Below are 19,035 nucleotides of genomic sequence, written 5' to 3'. Positions count from 1 at the left end.
AAACTCAAAATAAAATTCTAGACAGGAGAAAACTATGGCTAACAACCGAGTTATAAAGATGCATTATGAGCTAAAAGACGGCAAAACCGGCGAAATTTTAGAGTCAAATTTAAACTCCGACCCGATCGCCTTTCTTAGCGGCAAAGATCAAATCATCCAAAAGCTGGAAGATGAAATTTTAAATCTACAAGCGGGCGAGAGCAAAACGGTTCGCATAAGCCCGAGCGACGGGGTCGGCGAGTATAAGCAGGACGCCGTGCAGATCCTGCCTAAAGAGCAGTTTGCGGGCATCGATCTGGTCGTCGGCATGGAGCTTTTCGGTCAGGCGGAGGACGGCGCGACTACTCGCGTGAGCGTCAAAGCTATCGGCGAGCAGGACGTTACCATCGATTTCAACCATCCATTCGCGGGCAAGGAGCTGGAATTTAACGTAAAAATCGTCGAGAACCGAGAAGCGACGGCGGACGAAATTCTTACCGGCCAGCCAGAGGGTGCGCACAGCTGCGGCTGCGGACATAATCATCACGAGGGGCACGAGTGCTGCGGCGGACACGGACACGACCACGCAGAGGATCATGAGTGTTGCGGAGGCCATGGGCATGCAGACGGTCATGAATGCTGCGGAGGTCACGATCACGGGAAAGATCACGAGTGCTGCGGCGGGCACCATCACGAGCATTAGGACTTTTTTATGAAATTTGCTTTTATCTTCCCCGGACAGGGCAGCCAAAGCGTAGGCATGGGCATGGAGTTTTACGAAAACTCCGCATCTGCGCGCGCGCTTTTGGATGGGGCTTCAGAATTTACCGGTATCGATTTTAAAAATTTACTGTTTGAACCTAACGACAAGCTCGACGTTTCGGAATTTACGCAGCCTGCGATTGCATTAAATTCCATGATGGTGCTTGCGGTGCTACAAGAAAGAGCGGATCAAGAAAAGCTTAACATCGCTCCGCAGTTTTTGCTCGGACATTCGCTGGGCGAGTTTAGCGCGCTAAGCGCTGCGGGAGGCATGGAGCCCAAAGAGATGCTAAAGCTAGTAAATATTCGCGGCAGGCTTATGCAGAGCGCCTGCGAGGGCAAGGGCGCCGGAATGATGGTGATCTTAGCTCTTGCCGACGAGGCGGTCGAGAAAATTTGCGCGAATGCGAGAAGCGCCGGTAAGCAGGTTTGGGCGGCGAATTATAACTGCGACGGGCAGATCGTAGTTGCGGGCAAAAAAGACGATCTCGCGGCGCTCGAGGGCGAGTTTAAAGCCGCGGGTGCAAAGCGCGCAATGCTACTTAATATGAGCGTCGCGAGCCACTGCCCGATGCTACAAAGCGCCAGCGACGAGCTTTTGGAATTTTTGCGCCCCGCGTTAAAAGAGAGCTTTGCCCCCGTCGTCGCTAATGCCACAGCGCGAACATACAGGGCGAAATCCGAAGCGCTAGAGCTGCTGAAAGCCCAGCTTATCAGCCCCGTGCTTTACAAGCAAAGCATCAAAAATTACGAGGGCGAGGTGGATTGCTTCGTCGAGTTCGGCGCGGCGGTTTTAAAAGGTATAAACAAAAAGATCACGCAAAAGCCGACCTTCAGCATCATGGATCTTGCGAGCCTAGACGAGTTTCTGAAATTTGCAAAGGAGAATGGATGAAAGTTGCGATCTTAGGCGCCATGCCCGAAGAGATCGATCCGCTGCTGTCCGCGCTGCGCGAGCGGGGTGTGAGCGTGGAAGCTGTGGAGCACGCGAATAATAAATTCTACGCCGCTAAGCTTAACGGCAACGATCTCGTGATCGCGTATTCGAAGATCGGCAAGGTAAATTCCGCCCTGACGGCTACGGTTATGATCGAGAAATTCGGCGCGCGCGCGCTCATTTTTACGGGCGTCGCGGGAGCTTTGAAGCGCGGCATTAAGATCGGCGAAATTTTATACGCTACCGCGCTCGTGCAGCACGATCTGGACATCACGGCGTTTGGGCATCCGCACGGATTCGTGCCCGGAAGTAAAATTTCAGTCCAAACCGATGCGAGGCTAAATTCTATCGCGCAAAGCGTCGCTGAGCAGCTAGGCATCACGCTAAAATCGGGCGTCATCGCTAGCGGCGATCAGTTCGTAAGCGGCGAGGAGCGCAAGAGCTGGATCGAGCAGACATTTGACGCGAGCGCGGTCGAGATGGAGGGAGCGAGCGTAGCGCAGGTGTGCGACGCGCTGGGCGTGCCGTTTTGCATACTGCGCGCGATAAGCGACGAGGCGGGACACAAAGCCGAGTTTGACTTTGACGAGTTTATGATAAAAAGCGCGCAAACGAGCGCAAATTTCGTCCTAAAAATGATCGAAAGGCTATGATAAACCTCTCCAAAAAACTACTTCGCCGCGTCGGACAAACCAACGCCAAATACAAGATGTTCGAGCGCGGCGATAAAATTTTACTAGCTCTTAGCGGCGGCAAAGACAGTATGAGTTTGGCGCACGTGCTGAAGCACTTTCAAAGCGTAAGCCCGCTAGATTGGGAGTTTCGAGCCGTCACCGTCACCTACGGTATCGGCGAGGATCTGCGCGAGATAAGCGCCCATTTTAAAGAGCACGAGATCCCCTACGAGATAATCGATACTAAAATTTTTGAATTCGGCAAGGAAAAAATCCGCGCAAACACCACGTTTTGCAGCTTTTGCTCGCGTATGAGGCGCGGATACATCTACTCCTACGCGCTTGAACACGGCTTTAATAAGATCGCCATCGCTCACCACCTCGACGACGCCGCGGAGAGCTTTTTTATGAATTTCACCTTCAACGGTGCGCTGCGCACCCTCGCTCCGCGCTATGTCGCCGAAAATGGCCTTGTGATCATCCGTCCGTTCATTCTCGCGCGCGAGCGCCAAATCGCCGCCTGTGCTAGAGATAACGAGCTTCCGATAATGCGCGAGGAGGAGGTCTGCCCCGCGAGGCAATACGGCGGCAAGGAACCTACCGCGCGCGCCGCTACGAAGGAGCTTTTGGCGCAGTATGAAAAGGCCCATCCGAGGTTTTTTATCAGCCTGCAAGCCGCCTTTGCCAACATCCACGAAGATACCTTTTTCGAGCCTAAATTTTAAAATTTTAAGCGGTTTGATCTCTCGGCTAGAAAAGTCCGAGTGTGGCTTTCGCGGGCTCGGAGACTTCGTGCGCAGTTCCAACTTTTCGGCTTGAACGAGCTCGAGTGGGAGAGTGCGGCTGCTTTTCTCTTTATATTTCTTGGCGGCGTCGTGCCCGAAAAGCTCGTCGTAGCTCGGATCGCGCTCCCTATCTCTCTTGACCTCTATCGTGAGCAACTATGAGCGGAGCTATTTATAGGTCTGAGCCGTGTGCACAAGCTCGCTCTTTGTGCCCGAACAGATGCCGTTTACGCTTAAACGAACTGCAAATTACGGGTGGAGCTGTTGCGTCTGCTATGCCTAAACCATGCACGAGTGGTTGCCCTCTGCATCTAAGCTGCACGCACTGGCGGTTATGCTTCGTCCTGCACCTGAGCGGTTGCACGCGAGAGTAGTTTTGCTGCTCGTATATGCTTTTACAAAATGCCTGAGATTGATTGTAATGCCGCGTCTTTAGGCGCCGTGCTTTCATCCTACTCGGGCGCCGCTCAAGTGAGCTTTACAAGCAAGCGTTATGGGCTTGCAAAGCTTGCGCGAAAGATAGTTGTAGAAATTTTATTCCGAAAAGTATTTTTAAAATTTTACTTCACAAAATTTTAAAATTTTAACGAAGCCTGATTCAAAACTCCGACGAAGCCGAATTATGAAATTTTACCCCACAAAATTTTAAAATTTTATCCACAGGCTATAGTTTGAAGCGTATTCGCAGATCCGCCCGCCGCGCGCCGTAAATTTAAACCGCCCGCCCGCTCCGCAAAGTGTTTCAGAAATTTTACTTCGCAAAATTTTAAAATTTTAACGAAGCCGAATTCAAAATCCAGACGGAGCCAAATTTTAAAATTTTATCGGAGCGAAATTCTAAAATTTCGCGCAGCCGAATTTACGCTCTCATTCCATAAACGTTACCTTTTGAAATTTCGCCGCTCGCGCCCGGTTAAATTTCACGCCGCTTCTAAGCTGCTCAAAAGCCCCCGTATCGCTCGCTCAGATTAAATTTTAAAATTTCGCGCACGCCGTACCGCTCCTCAAATTTACACACCGCAAAATTTTAACCGATTTTCGCTCCGAAATTTATGCCGCATTAATCGCCGCGGATATATAATAGCGAATGTCATATTTCACGTAAGGAGTAAGCATGGCTACAATCCAACCAAGCTATAAGCTTTTCATCGACGGCGAGTTTGTGGGTGCCGAAGGCGGCGCGAGCCTAGACGTTTTTAATCCCGCTACCGGCGAGAAAATTTCAAAGATCGCAGATGCTAGCAAGGCGGATGTCGATAGAGCGGTCGCCGCGGCGCGCAAGGCGTTTGAGAGCTTTCGCCGCACCAGCGTTTATGAACGCAGCGCACTGCTAAATAAGATCGCCGACGTCCTAGAGCAAAACGCCGAGTTCATCGCCACCGTAGAGACTATCGACAACGGCAAGCCGATCCGCGAGACGCGCGCGGTCGACGTAGCGTGGTCGATCGAGCATTTCCGCTATTTTGCGGGCGTGATTTTGGGCGAGGAGGGCAGCGCCAATATGCTAAAAGAGCGCTATCTATCCGTCGTCTTGCGCGAGCCGATCGGCGTAGTAGGACAGATCGTGCCGTGGAATTTCCCGTTTTTGATGGGCGCGTGGAAGCTCGCTCCGCTGATTGCCGCGGGCGATACGTGCGTATTTAAGCCAAGCTCCGAAACCAGCCTTAGCATTTTGGAGTTCATCCGCCTAATCGCGCCGCTACTTCCAAAGGGCGTCATCAACGTCGTAACCGGCAAGGGAAGCAAAGCAGGCGAGTTCGTCCGCACTCACAAAGGGCTTGATAAGCTCGCATTCACCGGCTCTACCGAGGTCGGCAGAGGCATCGCGCTAGCCGCGGCACAAAAGATCATCCCCGCTACGCTTGAGCTTGGCGGTAAGAGCGCAAATATCATCTTTGACGATTGCGATTTCGACGTTGCGATCGACGGCGTGCAGCTGGGAATTCTTTTCAACCAAGGCCAGGTCTGCTGCGCGGGAAGTAGGATATTTGTGCAGGAGGGCATCTACGATAAATTCGTACCGGCGCTCGTGGAGAAATTTAAGCGCATCAAGGTGGGCGATCCGCTCGATCCGAACACCCAGATGGGATGCCAGATCAACAAAAAGCAAGCCGATAAAATTTTAGAGTACGTAAAAATCGGCGTAGAAGAGGGCGCTAAGATCGCCGTGGGCGGCAAGCGACATAGCGCGGGAGAGGCTTTCGTCGAGCCTACGCTACTCGTGGATGTGCGCAACGACATGCGCGTGGCACAGGAGGAGATCTTCGGCCCTGTGGGCGTCGTGATTAAATTTAAAGATCAAGACGAGCTCGTCCGCATGGCGAACGACAGCCTCTACGGACTAGGCGGCGCCGTATTTACGCGCGACATCGCAAAAGCGCTCACGGTCGCACGTCTGCTTGAGACGGGTCGCGTGTGGGTCAATACCTACAACCAGATCCACGCTGGCGCGCCGTTTGGCGGCTATAAAGAATCGGGCATCGGTCGCGAGACGCACAAGATGATCCTGGAGCACTATACTCAGACCAAAAACATCTACATCGACACGATCTCAAAACCGAGCGGCTTTTACGAGCAGTAAGGGCTTAGGATGGTATCTCGGGCGGTTTACGCCGCCCGAAATTTTATTCTGTTTGACTTGATTGAGTATTTGATTTTAAGACTGCTTCGGTTTAGATAAAATCCCTGTATTCGATATTTTTATCACTCATTAAAATTTTTAATTTTTCAAAATCCTCTTTTGTTATATAATCCATCGGTATAACTATCGAGCAAATATTTAGTACCAAATTTTTAAAGCTAAATTTGAGTTTAATAAAAAATTTATTGTGCCCTAAAAAATATGTAAATACCCAAAAATACTTGATTTCATCAAATGGAATATCTCTTTCCCAGAAAAAATATTTCACTACTATACGATCATCGTAGCACGCAATAAATTTAAAGCAATTTGGAATAATCTCTGCGTAAAAAAGCCCTATCAGCATCACCCAGCCTGCGATAGGCGCATAAGGTTTATCAAGCATAATAAAAACAATGGCGATATAAAATTGTAAAATTTTAACTACCACATAAAAAGGCCCGTAAAAACGCCTCGCCCTTTTTATGATTAGTAGCGGCTCGCTCGGTTTCATATCGTTCATTTGAAATTCCTTGATTTTTCAAAATTTAATAAATAAATATTTTTAATATTAATGCAAAAAGTTCCAAATAAATGCAAAAATAGGCAATAAATGAGATTACGCAATAAAATACACCTACGAATTTGTGTGCAAAACCTAAATTTTCTTTGGTTTCTTTCATAGATTCAATCAATACATTAAAATCAAAAAAATGCTTTATATAATTACCCTTTACATAAACGCTATTGAGCAGAATCACGCCAAGTAGCAGAAATATAAACCAGCCTCTAGCTAAGTCATAACAAATACCCATTTGCCCTCCGTTTATATAAAATATTCAGGCGAATTTTAACTTTACTGCGCTTACGCAGCGTTTAAATTTAATCTCGCCGCGGCTGCGCTAAATTTTAAAATTTTAAGCTAGCCGTTTTAAAGATCCGTTATCTGCGCGAGTGCGCGCAGGCGCGGCGCATGCAAGAAATAAACTCGCGCTGTTTTGTCGCAGATCTCCGTCCTCATCAGGTAGTCATACCGAGCCGCGCCAAAGCCTCAAAACTCACGCGATTGCTAATTTTGCTATCGAGCCGCACCGAACCGCAGCCAAACTCGCGCGGCGAAAATATAAATTTACGCTATAATCTTGCAAAGCGGAGCGTAAAACTCCTGCTGCGCGAGCCCGACGAAATTTAAACAAAGGCCCGCAAATGCGGGCTTCTTAGCCTTCGCGCGGCTGCAATGTAACGCTAAATTTAACGGAGGGCGTATGGATAAGGAGCGATATATTTTTGAGAAATTTAGATCGAAGTTTAACGGCGATGATTGCGCCGTAATCGGCGAGCGGGCGTATTGCAAGGACCTTTTTGTCGAGGGCGTGCACTTTCGCCGCGGCTGGCTGAGCCTGCGCGAGATCGGCGCAAAGGCGATGCTCGTAAACATCTCGGACATGATCGCGACGAACGCGCGCGCCAAATACGCCCTGCTGGGGCTTGCGGTGCCGCGCGAGATCGGCACGCGCGAGATCGACGAGCTGTGCGCGGGCGTGAGCGAAACGGCGCGGGAGTGGGGCATACGGATCATCGGCGGCGACACGATCGGCTCGGATCGCATCGCGCTTAGCGTGAGCCTGATCGGCAAGTGTAAGCGCCCCGTGTTTCGCAGCGGCGCGCGCGTGGGCGATCTCATCGCGCATACGGGCGAGCTAGGCAGCGTCGGGCGCGATCTGGCGGTGCTTTTAAGAGATGAAATTTCGCCTGCTAACTCGCAGACGCAAAACTGGGACGATAAAATTTCGTCAGCACAAAGCTCAAGCACCGCGCCGCAAGGTCTCAACGCCGAGGCTTCGACGGCACAAAATCCTGGCGATGAGGTGCGAAGCCCGGACGATAAAATTTCGCCCGCGCATGCTAAGCTACAGAACCTGGGTGCTGAAACTTCGGCAATGCAAATTTTGGACCTTGAGCCGCAAAGTCTGGACGATAAAATTTTGCCTGCGTACGTCGAGCCGCAGAGCTTGGATGCCGAAAATTCGGCGCAAAATTCCGTGTCGCATAGCGGAGAGGATCGCAAGAGCCCTACGTCGCAAAGCCTCGCATGTGAAAATTTTATGTCGCAAAGCTCTGCAGGCGAAAATCCTGTGCCGGGTAGTGGCTCATATCGCTTGCGCGAGGATCTGCGCGCAAAAATTTCAAAGAATTCGCGCTTCGTCAGGCCCGTCTTGCGCGATAAGTTTTTTTACAAGGCGGCGAAGTTCATTAGCGCGGCGATGGACATTAGCGACGGGCTCGCGCAGGACTTGCCCCGCCTACTGGAGGCTAGCGGCGTGGGTGCGCGCTGGATCGCCCGCCCTAGCGAGGCTGCGCTGCAAAGCGGCGAGGAGTACGAGATTTTGTTCAGCTTCGCGCCGAAGTTTTTGCCTAAAATCTACGCAATTGCCGCTAAGGCGGGCGTTTCGATCAATATCATCGCCGAGGTTTGCCCGCGCACTCCGCAAAGCTCTATGGAATTTCGCGGCAGCTCACACCACTTCGCGCCTTGAAATTTGCCGCAGCCGCTTTAAATTTTACGGCGCGAGGTATGGAATTTCAAATTTTGCGGAGCCACGGAATTTTGTGGAGGGACAGAATTTCGTGAAGCCGAAGAATTTGGAATTTGAAATTTCGCCTCTTCACGTAGCCTACACGCAAGCTCGCTATCATACCGCTACAAAATTTACAAAGGAGCCGTATGAGGGAGATCGTAAAAAAATTTGTCGCAGGCGACGCGGATATTATATTCGCCAGACTTTCCGTTATCATCGTGCTTGCCGTGATGGGCAACTAGAAGTGGTTTGAGTTCGAGGTGGAGGCTTTAAAGCCGCTCTTTTCGCAGACGTGGCTTTCGTTTTTGCCCTCAGCGCTCGGGGACGCCGGCGCGAGCTACTTTTTGGGCGTGGTGGAGACCGTGGGCTATCTCTCGCTCATCGCGGGCTTTTTCAAGCCGAAGGCGGGCATCGTGGGCGATCTCATCGTGATCGTCATGGCGCTGAGCACGCTCAGCCTACTTCCGCAGTTGGGCAAGATCGACGGCTTTATCTTTAAAGACCTTTTCTTACTAGGCCTTGGCTTGGTGCTGCTAAAATACGACCTGGCGCGCCTTTGCCGCGGAGAAAAAAGCTGCGATTGAGCCGTCAAAACATACTGGCGTCGGTTCCGACGCAACGCTAAATGATCGCGCACGGCGAGCTTGAGGCGTTTTGATTTAAAGCCTGCTTTGCCTGCGGGTGCGTGCTTGAGCTTGCTCGCTCGCATAGCATCGTTTAAAATACGGCCGCGCGCTAAAATTTTATGACGCGCGGTTGGAATTTATCGAGCTGCGGTAATTAAATTTTGCCAACGCTCAAACTCAAATTTATAAAATTTAAATCGATCCATCAGATTGTGCCATAAATTAAACCACGTTAAATTTGACGGCGAAAGCTTAATCCTAAGCTCAAAGCATTAGATTTAGATCCAGCCAAATTCGCATTTGATTAAGCGAAAAGAAAAGAGTAAAGTTATATCATTTCTTAGAAATTCTGCAATTTTTTCGAAAGGATGAGATATGAAGCACTTTTCACTCTCAAAGGCCGTTTTTATGGCGGCGAGTTTGGCCCTGCTCGGGCTAACGGTTGCGAATGCGCAGGAGAATTTTTCCCCCGTTATCGTCATTCACGGCGGCACCAGCGGACTTGATCTAACCAAGGAGGAATTTAAAATCCGCGAAGAGCCGATGAACCGGGCGCTTTTAGCAGGTCAAGCCGTGCTTGAACGGGGCGGCAGCGCGATGGATGCCGTAACGGCGGCCATTATGGTGCTTGAGGACGATCCGAATTTCAACGCGGGCAAGGGCGCGGTCTTTACCGCCGACGGATTTAACGAACTCGACGCCTCGATCATGGACGGCTCAACTAAAAAAGCGGGCGCGGTCGCGATGGCGAGGCATATCAAAAACCCTATCCTAGGTGCCAGACTCGTGATGGATAAGACGTGGCATACGCTGGTTGCGGGCGAGGGAGCCGACAAGCTCGCCAAAGAAAACGGCCTAGAGATGGTCGATCAGAAGTATTTTTTCACGCAGTTTAGATACGACGCGCTGCAAAAAGCTAAAGAGAAGCAAAAGCTGCTACTTGATAGCGAAAAGGCGAAAAAGACGTCGTTAAATTTACACGAGCGTCCGTATCTAGGCACCGTGGGAGCGATCGCGCTGGATAAAAACGGCAACCTGGCCGCAGCGACCAGCACCGGCGGCATGACCAACAAAATGACCGGTCGCATCGGCGATAGCCCGATAATCGGCTCTGGAACCTACGCCGACAACGACTCGGTGGCGGTTTCATGCACCGGCACGGGCGACATCTACATGCGCGTAAATGCCGCGCACGAGGTCTCAGCTCTGTATAAATACAAAACCTCCGACGTGCAAAAGGCCGCCGAAGAAGCGGTAAAAGAGGTCAAAGCGCTCGGCGGTAGCGGCGGCATTATCTCGATCGACAAGCATGGACACACGGGCTTTGCGTGGACGAAAGATAAGCTCGGAATGTATCACGGCGAAGCAAGACTCGGAGCTAAACCGATCGTTTATTGGCCGCTAGGAGACAAATAAGCGTATTTAGCCCCTTTGCGGGGCTAAATTTAAATCAAATAGCGAGGATAAATACGCTTTTTATCACACGTCTATCAAATTTGGCGCTTTCATCAATCGAGCGCCTCGGCAAGGCAAATTTGGTTAAATTTTAATTTAGCGCCTCGGCAAAGCTCAAATTTCTATTTATTTAAAATTTTAAACTACATTTATCGCTATCTTTTTTTCTCGTATTCAAATTAGCCAAAACGATAAATTTTATGCTTCGATAAGTCTATAAAGAGATCAAATTTGATCCTTTCTGTAAATTTGAGCTTTGAGGTTCAAATTTAAACCGCCCAGCGGCTTCGCTGCAAATTTTATCCTCGCTCAATTTCGTGCCAAAAAGCGTGCATCGGCAGCAAGCCCTCGTAGATACGGGTGTCGCGCCGTCTCATTCGCGCCTCAAAACCGCGCGAGCTAAGCGGCGAAATTCGGCTCTGTAAATTGAATTTTACCGAAATCCATATTTCTTGATACCAAAGCGCTCAAATTTCAGGTAGAATATCGCCACATAAAATCAAGGCGGTAAAATGAGAAAATTTATAGTCGTTCGCGGACACGCGGGCTCGGGTAAAACGACTTTCGCAAAAGAGAAAATTAAAGAATTTCAAAACGAATACCCGCAGGCGCAAATTTATCATCTGGAAAACGATATGTTTCTAACCGATGAGGCGGGGGTTTATACTTGGTCGCCGAAGCTTTTGGAGGACGCGAAGCGCAAGGTCGCCCGCGAGATAAAGCAGGCGTATAAATTTGCCCTGGAAAACAAAACCAAAGACGTCCTTATCGTGCTTAGCAACGTGAGTGCGCGCACCAAAGAGCTGCTAAGCCTAAAAGAGCAAGCCGCCCAAAATGGATTTCTTTTCGAATGCTTTAGAATGCAAAATTTCTTCGCCTCCGAGCACGGCGTCGACGAAAATACGGTAATAGCGATGTTTATCAAGGTCGCAAACAACAAAATAGAGGGCGAAATTTTAATCCCGCCCGTTAATCCTATGAGCCAAAGCGTAGCGCAAAAAATTAAAGACGCGGCAGCTCTAAACAGGCGCGATCTGCCCTTTGATGCGGCGCAAAATACCTACGTAACGAAAAAATATATCGCCGCTACGCAGGATAAAAGGCTCTGGAGTGCGCGTCAAAGCGAACTTTATCCCGAGCTTCGCACCTACAAATACTCAAAACGCGTCTTTTTCAAAGCCGATTGGGATAAGGCGCTACTTGAGATGCGCGGACTCATAATGGACGATAATCTAAATATCATCGTGCGCCCGTTTAAAAAGGTCTATAACTACTCGGAATTTACCTCGCGCAAAAGCCTTTATCCTATCGACATCGCAGACGATACGCACGTGCTTGCCGTGCGAAAGGTAAACGGCTTTTTGGGGTGTTGCACCTACGTAGATACCCACGAAAGCGGTGCGAGCTTTAACCGCCGCGTCATCTACTCTACGACGGGATCGACCGATAGTAGATTTGCACAGATGGCGCGCGAGCACTGCTGTAAATTTGAAGAGATTTTCAAACTCTATCCAAATAAAACTTTTTTATTTGAGATCACCGACGAGAGCGACCCGCACATCGTAGAAGAGGAGCTTGGCGAGACTTTTATCGGACTTATCGACGTTAAAACCGGCGCGCAAGAGAGCGAATTTGAGCTAGATAAAATCGCCGCAAGCACCGCTGGCGCGCTAAAAAGACCTTTTTATAAGAAGGGCGAGCAGTATCTAAAAACGAGCTTTTCGGAGCTAAAAAATATAGTTAAAGAGGCGAAATTCGAGGGCTTTATGGTGTATATCCCAAGCCAAAATGATTTTTGCTTTAAGATGAAAACGCCTTATTATCTCGTGAATAAATTTTTTGCTCGCAGTAAAAACGAGGCGCTTTCCGGCAAACTGGATAAAACCAAGCTCGATGAGGAATTTCACCCTTTGGTCGATCACATCAAAGCAAACGAGCGAGAATTCAGATCCCTTGACGAGCAAGGCAAGCTAGGCTTTATAAAAGAATTTTTAGAAAAAGTTTAACGATTATCGTGCGAATATTTGGCACCGCGCAAATTTGAATGTAAGCGTAAATTCGATGCGGAGATTAAAGCTTAAAGGAAAATGATGATATTTTTTACCTCCGATTTGCATTTTTATCACGCAAATATTATGAAATACTGCCCTAAATTTAGGGCTTTTAACGACGTAGGCGAGATGAATGAAAAGCTAATAGAGCTCTGGAATGCCGTAGTGGGGCCCGAGGATACGGTTTATGATCTGGGCGATTTTGCATTTTGTAATAAATTAAAGGATCTAAAAAGCGTCGCGCGTAGGCTAAACGGCTCGCATGTGCTGATTTTAGGCAACCACGATACGCTCATTAGCCAAAACAAAGAAGCGCTGCTACGCGAGCTAAAAGACGACGGAAATCCTATCTTTAGCGATATCCTACACTACAAGGAGCTAAATTTTGACGGTGGCGCGGGCGCGATAAAGGACGGCAAAACCGGTATGAGCATCTGTATGTTTCACTATCCCGTAGAGGAGCACAACCGCGCCTCGAAAGGCTCTTTTATGCTTCACGGACACTTGCACGACCGTGCTTCCAGCCTGGAGGGGCGCATACTAAACGTAGGTTTTGACTCGCACGGCAAAATTTTAAGCTTAGACGAGATCGTGCAAATTTTAGGACAAAAGCAAATCACGGCAAGATATTCGTGACCCTGGCTAAACACGGACAGCCATAGCATTGATTTAAGCGCAGCCTGCCGCAATATCTTGCAAAAGCACCCGCATAATACGGGGATAGGCAAAGCGCTCGGCGAGAAACGATTAAATTTGCCCCGCCTATTTTGACTCGGGCGGGGTCAAATTTAGTTAAATTTAATGGCTTATTCAAAAATCCTAGAATTTGATTTTATATGAAAGGCGAAGTCAAATTTAAAAGCGATAAAACCTAGCTTCACCGCTCAAATTTGATCTCTTTTGCCTCGCCTACTCTTTGACCCCGCGCAAATTTTAAAATTTGCCGCGTGCTTTAAAAAGATCGGAGTGCATTTTGAAGGGCGGCTACGCGCTTAAAATAGCTGCGCCGCTCGTTTCAATAAAACTTCGCTTCGGCGGGGCGAAGCTAAATTTTAAATTTACTCGCGCGTAGTCCACGCCGACGCGCCGAACGGTAAGAATGAGAAGCCGAATAGATATTTTTATTGGGTATCAAAACCCAAAACGGCGCCGCCTTTTGCGCGGTCTATGAATACGGCGTGTATGAGATAGCAGGGTAAAGGCGAACTTAACGCGCTCGGCGAAATTTCGCGGAATTTCGCCGATTATCGCGCGCGGTTTTATCCAAGCTGCTGCAAATTTTATCCGTAGCCGCCGCAATCTTGCCCGCGTCCAAATAAAATTTCACGAAATTCCGTAGAATTTTACGCTATGTATTCTGCAAACTGGCGGGCGAAATTTTGCGAGCGCGACCGAATTGCATGCGCAAATTCCGCCGTCGAATTATAACCTAGTGCAAATTTTTACAAACGGAATCGCTGGCTAAATTTAAACCTACGCGGTTAAGCCTAGCAAGCCCGCCCGCTAAAATTTCGTTCGCGCAGAATTTCGTTTGGGTAAAGTTAAAATTTCACCTCAAATTCCGTCCAGTCCTCATTGCTATCGCACGAAATTTTAAGCCCGAGCTCGTCGCAATATTTTTTGGCGATAAAAAGCCCGATGCCAAAGCCGCCGTTACGTTCGTCAAAGCGGGTGTAAAGCTCGAAAATATGCGGCAAATTTTGCCGTGCGATGCCCGCGCCGCTGTTTTTGATGCGAAGCGAGCGCTCGCTTAGGCTCACCTCGACGCAGCCGAGCTCATCACAATATTTTATCGCATTGCCAAGCAGATTATCGATGATCTTTCGCAGCTTAAACTCATCCGCGCAAAAGGCTACCGGGCGCAGATCGGTGCTCAAGCTTATGCGCTTTTGCTCCGCAGAGATGCCGAAATACATGGTGCGGCTTTGCACTAGCTCGCCTAAATTTACCTCTCGCCCGCTGCCGCTTTTGTTTAAGCTTAGCGCGGTTAGGTCTTCAAACAGCGCGTTTATCGTATTTGCGCCCGCCTTGATATTGCCCAGATATTTTTTCGCATCGGTATCGAAAAGCTCGATACTCATCAAAATCACGCTAAGCGGGGTTTTTATCTCGTGCGTCGTGTCTCGGATGAAGCCGTCAAGAAACTCGATCTTTTCGTAAAGCGGGCGTAGCGAAAGGCGGATGATAAAATACGCGATCAGCAAAATAAGCGCCAAAACAAGCGCGCTAGCGGCTAAAATTTTAAGCTTCAGCGCCGCTAGCTTGCCCTCAAGCGCATCCGTTTTGATCGCCACGTAATACTCCGTGCCGTCCTTGCCGGTGAGATTAAACTGCTCAATCCTGCTGGTCCCCTCCATATACACGCGCGGTGCGTCATCCTTCGGCTCAAAATCCCGCGCGATCTCATCGCTGCTATTCAGATCCGCAGCGTATGCCTGCATGGCGTCGAAATCGCCCTCGTTTAGGCGCCCGCCGCGCGCAAGCTTAGCCTCTAAGCCGTGCTTGAAATCCCTGATCGCAAAGGCATCGCGATCCGCGATAAAAAACTTCTCCCGCTCGTAAAATACGCTGCTTACCAGCGCCAAAAACAAGACGCTAGTAAGCGTGTAGAGCAAAAAAATCGGTAGAATTTGACGCATTTTGGACACGGCGCGCTCCTAAAGATATTTGTAGCCGAGCTTGGAAGCGTTTATGATGCGATCCTTGCCTAAAATTTTTCGCAGCTCCGCGATATAAACGCGCAGGCTAAGCTCGCTCGGACTCTCGTCGTAGTCCCACAGCGCGGCGAAAATTTCATCCTTCCTAAGGAATTTATCGCGATTTTTCAGAAGCAGAGCAAGAAGCCTCGCCTGCTTCTGCGGCATCGGCACGGCTCTTCCGTCGCGATAAAGCGCGTGCTGAGCCATATCGAAGCTAAAACCTCCGCCGATATTTTCGCGCAGGGCGGTGTTGTGGACGAAGGTGCGCTTTAGTAGATTATCCGCGCGCAGAGCCAGCTCTTTTAGCTCGAAAGGCTTTTTGAGGTAGTCGTCGCAGCCGCTTCCAAAGCCGCTTTCGAGATCTTGCAGAGTGTTTAGCGACGTCGTGAAAATGCACGGTGCTCCGCGCTCCGCCTCGCGCAGCTCGCGAAGTAGCGCAAAACCGCTGCCGCCGATGATTTTGACGTCGAAGATCCACAGATCGAAGCTCTTTTCGTACGCTAAAGAAAGCGCCTCGTCGTAGCTTTTACTGCCGCTTACCTCGTGCCCCGCGCCGCGCATATAGGTGCACATCATATCTAGCAGCATCCCCTCGTCCTCGACGATCAAAACCCTTGCCATAGCCCACCTCCTTGCGTAGAATTTTTGAAATTATACCCTCTGAAATTCCACGTAAAATTTAATTGCGAAATTTCACGGCAAAATTTTATCATGGCGAAACAGCGCGTCTTAGCTTAAAAGTATGCTTACTAAATTTAGGCTTGTAAGATTGCTCGCCTAGTATTATTCGCGCGGCACGCCGCAAGAAACTAAAATTTCACGATATAAAATTTTCACGCCGCGAAATTTTAAAATTTACAGGCAAAACATTGGGCTTTAAAATTCCGCCGCTACGAAATTCTAAAATTTTAAAATTCTGCGCCGTATTTCACTAAAACACAATTCCGCGCAAATGCTGCGCGGAACTACATAACTTGCGCACGGACGGCTATTGCTGCGTCATAGGGCACGGAGCGGCACCCGCGTTTTGATTACACGGCATCGCGTCTCTTGGCGGCATTGCTCGCCCTACGCCTCCGCCCATTCCTTCAGGCGGCATATGACCGCACTCGCCGGGGGCCATATGCGATCTGTGCGGACCGAATCCGCAAGCAGGCCTTTTAAATTTGCCGAAATTACCGCGGTCTTTAAGCTCGATATCCAGCCTATCCGCCTGCTCGACGCTTAGCTTGCCCGCCTGGGCGTTATAGTTTTTTCTAAACTCGTCTAGGAATTTCTCGCGATCCTCGACGCTCATAGCGTCCAGTTTCTTTTTAAACTCCGTCTTAAATCCGCGCTTGAGATCCCTTGCCTGCGCCCTTAGCTCGCCTGCGCGCTTATCGATCTCAAACGCCGCTTCGCTTAAGCTCTTGGCGTCGGCACCGGCGATCGAGGCATTGATCTGCTCGGGAGTGCTATTTTGAAAATCTGCGGCGAACAGCACGCCCGCGACTAAAACGCTTGCTAGAACAATCTTTTTCATTCTCTCTCCTTTGTGAAAGTTGGCATAATTGTAGGAAAAAGTCGTGAAGAAAAAGTTAAGTAAAGCCGCGCCGTCAAAATAGCTCGGCGCCATAAATTTAGAACTTTGATTTAAATTTGAAAAATTTTGCGATGCTGCTGCGGCAAAAACAGGGCGTAATGCGCGCAAACGGAGTTAAAATTTAAAATTTAAGCGGGAGGGGGCGCAGCGCGTAAATTTAGCGTAAATTTCGCACCGCATAGATTGCATTAAAAATCCGCCATGCGTAAATTTAACTGCAGGGCTGCTAAATTTAGAAATTGCGGATGATTAAATTTCATCCGCAACGAAGCCTATTTTATAACGCCGCAGACCATTCTAGCGCCGCCGCCGCCGAGCGGCTTTGGATGGTCGCTGTGGTTATCGCCGCCTACGTGAACCATCAGCGAGTGGCCTTTTAGCTCATCTAAGCTCTTGATCTTAGGAGCTAACACCGGATAGACCGCATTGCCCTCTGCATCAACGAAAAGCGCAGGCAGATCGCCCTTGTGGCCGCTATCGTCCCAAGCAAACGAGTGCTTTTTGGTATCGCTCGGATCCCAGTGACCGCCCGCTTTCATGCCTAAGCCCTTCTCGGTCGCGCCGCAGTCGGCATTTTGATGCACGTGAAAGCCGTGCACGCCGCTAGTAAGACCTTTTAAATTCGGGAAAAACGCCACGCCGTAGTTCGTCTCGACTGCTACGACCTCGCCGACGCTCACGTTACCCTTCTCGCCTAGCTGCTCCATAGTGATGACGAGGTGCTTGCCCGTCTTAGGGTCGAAATTTTGCATATCGCCGTGCTCGTGAGCGATCAAGGCGCTTGCGACTAAAATTGATGAAATTAGAAATTTCTTCATGAAAAATCCTTTAAAGTAAAATGTGAGTGCAATTTTATCCAAAAATACTTAAAAAATAATTTTTCTTATTTAGATAAATTTTGCTTTTTATCTAAAAGGCTTATCGCGAAGAATAAAATCAGGCTAAAAATTACGAGCAGAACGCTTAAAATCAGCGCTCGCTCGTTCTCGCCGTCATATACGGCGTTGTAGATCGCAAGACCTAGCGTGTCGGTTTTACCTACGATGTTTCCGCCCAACATCAGCGTGATACCCACTTCGCCGAGCCCGCGCGAGAGCGCTAAAATGAGCGCGGAGCCGAGCGTTTTAAGCGAGCTTGGAAGGATTACGAAGAGGAAAATTTGAACTCTGTTTTTGCCCAAAATTTGCGCGGCCTCGATTAGACTCTTCGGAAAGAGCTCAAAGCTCGCACATACGGGCTTTACAAACAGCGGCAGCCCCACCAAAAATGCGGCGATTACCAATGAAGAAAAGTTAAAAACGATGTCTAAATTTAACGCAGAGCCGATAAATCCGCTCTTTCCGAAGATGTAAAGAAGCAAAAATCCCGTCGCGATCGGCGGGAAGATGAGCGGAAAAATCACTAAAATTTCGACGATCTTTTTAAATTTGGCTTTGCTGAAAGCTAAAAAATACGAGATTGCTAGCCCTATTGAAATCAGAAGCAAAAAGCTGCAAAATAGGGCTTTGGCGCTTAGTATCAGAGGATGCGCGATCCAAGCGATATCGCTCATTTAAGACCGAATTTTGAAAAAATCTCTTTTGAGCGATCCGATTTAAACTCCTCCATCACCTTTTCGCAAAGCGCCTGTTCGCCGCACGCGCTAAGCCTTGCGATGCCGATATATGCGGGGCTGTAGAGGCTCTCGTCGATGTAGATGATCGAGCCGAACTCATCTTTTTTGGCGACCGCTTCGGTGCTGTTGATAAAGCCCGCCTGCACCTCGCCGTTGATGACGTAAGCGACCACCTGCGGCACGCCCGCGACGGCTAAAATTTTATCTTTTACCCCATCCATCTTGGCGTTTTGCAAAAACTCGTTCGTTCTGATACCGTAAATCGCCTTTTTAGGATCGGGCATCGCGATTTTGTCGAACTTTGCGATCTCGGAGACATCGTTTATTTTGATATTTTTCGGCGTTACTAAAACAAGCGTGCCGCGCCCGACGCGTTCAAATTTAGTGATATTTAGATCGCTTTTTTTCAAAAACGTCTCGTCGCCCACGATGAATGAAATTTTATTCTCGCGCGATTGAATGACGAGCTGGCCGAGGTTGGCAAACGATCCCGCCACGTCCATGCCCTCTTTTTTCAAATTTTCGATTACGGCCGAGACGGGCTTTTTGTATCCACCGCCGGCTGCGATTATCAGCTGATCCGCGCAGAACGAAACGCTTGCCGTAAGTGCTAAAATAAAAGCAATTTTTTTCATGAAAATCCTTTTTTTGAAATTTTAAGAATTCTACAA

Annotated in this window: 18 protein-coding genes and 1 pseudogene; 11 read left to right on the top strand and 8 right to left on the bottom strand. The window is 49.1% G+C overall.

Annotated features, from left to right (window positions below; genetic code table 11):
• The first annotated feature begins 34 nt into the window (after positions 1-34).
• The 5 genes from QZ367_RS05200 to QZ367_RS05180 all read left to right on the top strand — a co-directional run bounded on the left by QZ367_RS05200 (position 35) and on the right by QZ367_RS05180 (position 5,718).
• The gene (locus QZ367_RS05200; RefSeq protein ID WP_291938289.1) at positions 35-682 is read left to right on the top strand and encodes an FKBP-type peptidyl-prolyl cis-trans isomerase; all 648 of its coding nucleotides are present in this window, start codon (positions 35-37) and stop codon (positions 680-682) included.
• A gap of 9 nt (positions 683-691) precedes the next feature.
• Complete coding sequence (gene fabD, locus QZ367_RS05195) at positions 692-1,636, top strand: ACP S-malonyltransferase (RefSeq protein WP_291938287.1); 945 nt, start codon at positions 692-694, stop codon at positions 1,634-1,636.
• Entirely contained in the window at positions 1,633-2,331 is a 699-nt protein-coding gene (locus QZ367_RS05190) for a 5'-methylthioadenosine/adenosylhomocysteine nucleosidase (protein ID WP_291938285.1), read from the top strand. The genes fabD and QZ367_RS05190 overlap by 4 nt, the downstream gene beginning before the upstream one ends.
• Complete coding sequence (locus QZ367_RS05185; protein ID WP_291938283.1) at positions 2,328-3,077, top strand: ATP-binding protein; 750 nt, start codon at positions 2,328-2,330, stop codon at positions 3,075-3,077. Before QZ367_RS05190 ends, QZ367_RS05185 begins: the two co-directional genes overlap by 4 nt.
• 1,174 nt (positions 3,078-4,251) lie before the next feature.
• Positions 4,252-5,718 (top strand): aldehyde dehydrogenase family protein, encoded by a 1,467-nt coding sequence (locus QZ367_RS05180; RefSeq protein ID WP_291938281.1) that lies wholly within the window; start codon positions 4,252-4,254, stop codon positions 5,716-5,718.
• Between the two features lie 91 nt (positions 5,719-5,809).
• Here the strand turns inward: QZ367_RS05180 and QZ367_RS05175 are convergent, their stop codons facing one another.
• Both QZ367_RS05175 and QZ367_RS05170 read right to left on the bottom strand, forming a co-directional pair.
• Positions 5,810-6,280, bottom strand: coding sequence for a hypothetical protein (locus QZ367_RS05175; RefSeq protein ID WP_291938279.1), 471 nt, complete (start codon positions 6,278-6,280; stop codon positions 5,810-5,812).
• Between the two features lie 25 nt (positions 6,281-6,305).
• Positions 6,306-6,572 (bottom strand): hypothetical protein, encoded by a 267-nt coding sequence (locus QZ367_RS05170; protein ID WP_291938277.1) that lies wholly within the window; start codon positions 6,570-6,572, stop codon positions 6,306-6,308.
• A gap of 158 nt (positions 6,573-6,730) precedes the next feature.
• On the opposite strand from QZ367_RS05170, the gene QZ367_RS05165 reads away from it, so the two are divergent.
• From QZ367_RS05165 to QZ367_RS05140, 6 genes and pseudogenes are all read left to right on the top strand, one after another.
• Positions 6,731-6,949, top strand: coding sequence for a hypothetical protein (locus QZ367_RS05165; RefSeq protein ID WP_291938275.1), 219 nt, complete (start codon positions 6,731-6,733; stop codon positions 6,947-6,949).
• A gap of 73 nt (positions 6,950-7,022) precedes the next feature.
• Complete coding sequence (locus QZ367_RS05160) at positions 7,023-8,294, top strand: thiamine-phosphate kinase (RefSeq protein WP_291938273.1); 1,272 nt, start codon at positions 7,023-7,025, stop codon at positions 8,292-8,294.
• Positions 8,295-8,590: 296 nt separating this feature from the next.
• A pseudogene (locus QZ367_RS05155) lies at positions 8,591-8,920 on the top strand (DUF417 family protein); the annotation flags it as partial.
• A gap of 417 nt (positions 8,921-9,337) precedes the next feature.
• A complete protein-coding gene (locus QZ367_RS05150) occupies positions 9,338-10,378 on the top strand; it encodes an isoaspartyl peptidase/L-asparaginase family protein (protein WP_291938269.1) in 1,041 nt (346 codons plus the stop codon).
• 551 nt (positions 10,379-10,929) lie between these two features.
• A complete protein-coding gene (locus tag QZ367_RS05145) occupies positions 10,930-12,423 on the top strand; it encodes an RNA ligase (protein ID WP_291938267.1) in 1,494 nt (497 codons plus the stop codon).
• Positions 12,424-12,507: 84 nt separating this feature from the next.
• Entirely contained in the window at positions 12,508-13,104 is a 597-nt protein-coding gene (locus QZ367_RS05140; RefSeq protein WP_291938265.1) for a phosphoesterase, read from the top strand.
• Between the two features lie 905 nt (positions 13,105-14,009).
• Here the strand turns inward: QZ367_RS05140 and QZ367_RS05135 are convergent.
• The 6 genes from QZ367_RS05135 to modA form a co-directional block, all read right to left on the bottom strand.
• Positions 14,010-15,107: a HAMP domain-containing sensor histidine kinase gene (locus QZ367_RS05135; protein WP_291939268.1), complete on the bottom strand. Its 1,098-nt coding sequence runs from the start codon at positions 15,105-15,107 to the stop codon at positions 14,010-14,012.
• A gap of 18 nt (positions 15,108-15,125) precedes the next feature.
• Positions 15,126-15,788, bottom strand: a complete 663-nt coding sequence (locus tag QZ367_RS05130; RefSeq protein ID WP_291938263.1) for a response regulator transcription factor — start codon at positions 15,786-15,788, stop codon at positions 15,126-15,128.
• Between the two features lie 367 nt (positions 15,789-16,155).
• Positions 16,156-16,689 carry a DUF1104 domain-containing protein gene (locus QZ367_RS05125; RefSeq protein ID WP_291938260.1) on the bottom strand — a complete coding sequence of 178 codons (534 nt, stop codon included), beginning with the start codon at positions 16,687-16,689 and terminating at the stop codon, positions 16,156-16,158.
• 332 nt (positions 16,690-17,021) lie between these two features.
• Positions 17,022-17,567 carry a superoxide dismutase family protein gene (locus tag QZ367_RS05120; protein WP_291938259.1) on the bottom strand — a complete coding sequence of 182 codons (546 nt, stop codon included), beginning with the start codon at positions 17,565-17,567 and terminating at the stop codon, positions 17,022-17,024.
• 65 nt (positions 17,568-17,632) lie between these two features.
• Complete coding sequence (locus QZ367_RS05115) at positions 17,633-18,301, bottom strand: molybdenum ABC transporter permease (protein ID WP_291938257.1); 669 nt, start codon at positions 18,299-18,301, stop codon at positions 17,633-17,635.
• A complete protein-coding gene (gene modA, locus QZ367_RS05110; protein WP_291938255.1) occupies positions 18,298-18,999 on the bottom strand; it encodes a molybdate ABC transporter substrate-binding protein in 702 nt (233 codons plus the stop codon). The genes QZ367_RS05115 and modA overlap by 4 nt, the downstream gene beginning before the upstream one ends.
• Positions 19,000-19,035 lie beyond the last annotated feature (36 nt).

It is taken from the genome of Campylobacter sp. (assembly GCF_019423325.1).
Classification (GTDB): domain Bacteria; phylum Campylobacterota; class Campylobacteria; order Campylobacterales; family Campylobacteraceae; genus Campylobacter_B.
The sequence above is the reverse complement of the archived record's forward strand: the minus strand, read 5'-3'. Positions and strand labels throughout refer to the sequence as shown.

Bases quoted from the DNA above. Each gene is read 5' to 3' on its own strand.
- QZ367_RS05200 (WP_291938289.1), top strand. From the start codon at position 35: ATGGCTAACAACCGAGTTATAAAGATGCATTATGAGCTAAAAGACGGC.
- fabD (WP_291938287.1), top strand. From the start codon at position 692: ATGAAATTTGCTTTTATCTTCCCCGGACAGGGCAGCCAAAGCGTAGGC.
- QZ367_RS05190 (WP_291938285.1), top strand. From the start codon at position 1,633: ATGAAAGTTGCGATCTTAGGCGCCATGCCCGAAGAGATCGATCCGCTG.
- QZ367_RS05185 (WP_291938283.1), top strand. From the start codon at position 2,328: ATGATAAACCTCTCCAAAAAACTACTTCGCCGCGTCGGACAAACCAAC.
- QZ367_RS05180 (WP_291938281.1), top strand. From the start codon at position 4,252: ATGGCTACAATCCAACCAAGCTATAAGCTTTTCATCGACGGCGAGTTT.
- QZ367_RS05175 (WP_291938279.1), bottom strand. From the start codon at position 6,280: ATGAACGATATGAAACCGAGCGAGCCGCTACTAATCATAAAAAGGGCG.
- QZ367_RS05170 (WP_291938277.1), bottom strand. From the start codon at position 6,572: ATGGGTATTTGTTATGACTTAGCTAGAGGCTGGTTTATATTTCTGCTA.
- QZ367_RS05165 (WP_291938275.1), top strand. From the start codon at position 6,731: ATGCAAGAAATAAACTCGCGCTGTTTTGTCGCAGATCTCCGTCCTCAT.
- QZ367_RS05160 (WP_291938273.1), top strand. From the start codon at position 7,023: ATGGATAAGGAGCGATATATTTTTGAGAAATTTAGATCGAAGTTTAAC.
- QZ367_RS05150 (WP_291938269.1), top strand. From the start codon at position 9,338: ATGAAGCACTTTTCACTCTCAAAGGCCGTTTTTATGGCGGCGAGTTTG.
- QZ367_RS05145 (WP_291938267.1), top strand. From the start codon at position 10,930: ATGAGAAAATTTATAGTCGTTCGCGGACACGCGGGCTCGGGTAAAACG.
- QZ367_RS05140 (WP_291938265.1), top strand. From the start codon at position 12,508: ATGATATTTTTTACCTCCGATTTGCATTTTTATCACGCAAATATTATG.
- QZ367_RS05135 (WP_291939268.1), bottom strand. From the start codon at position 15,107: ATGCGTCAAATTCTACCGATTTTTTTGCTCTACACGCTTACTAGCGTC.
- QZ367_RS05130 (WP_291938263.1), bottom strand. From the start codon at position 15,788: ATGGCAAGGGTTTTGATCGTCGAGGACGAGGGGATGCTGCTAGATATG.
- QZ367_RS05125 (WP_291938260.1), bottom strand. From the start codon at position 16,689: ATGAAAAAGATTGTTCTAGCAAGCGTTTTAGTCGCGGGCGTGCTGTTC.
- QZ367_RS05120 (WP_291938259.1), bottom strand. From the start codon at position 17,567: ATGAAGAAATTTCTAATTTCATCAATTTTAGTCGCAAGCGCCTTGATC.
- QZ367_RS05115 (WP_291938257.1), bottom strand. From the start codon at position 18,301: ATGAGCGATATCGCTTGGATCGCGCATCCTCTGATACTAAGCGCCAAA.
- modA (WP_291938255.1), bottom strand. From the start codon at position 18,999: ATGAAAAAAATTGCTTTTATTTTAGCACTTACGGCAAGCGTTTCGTTC.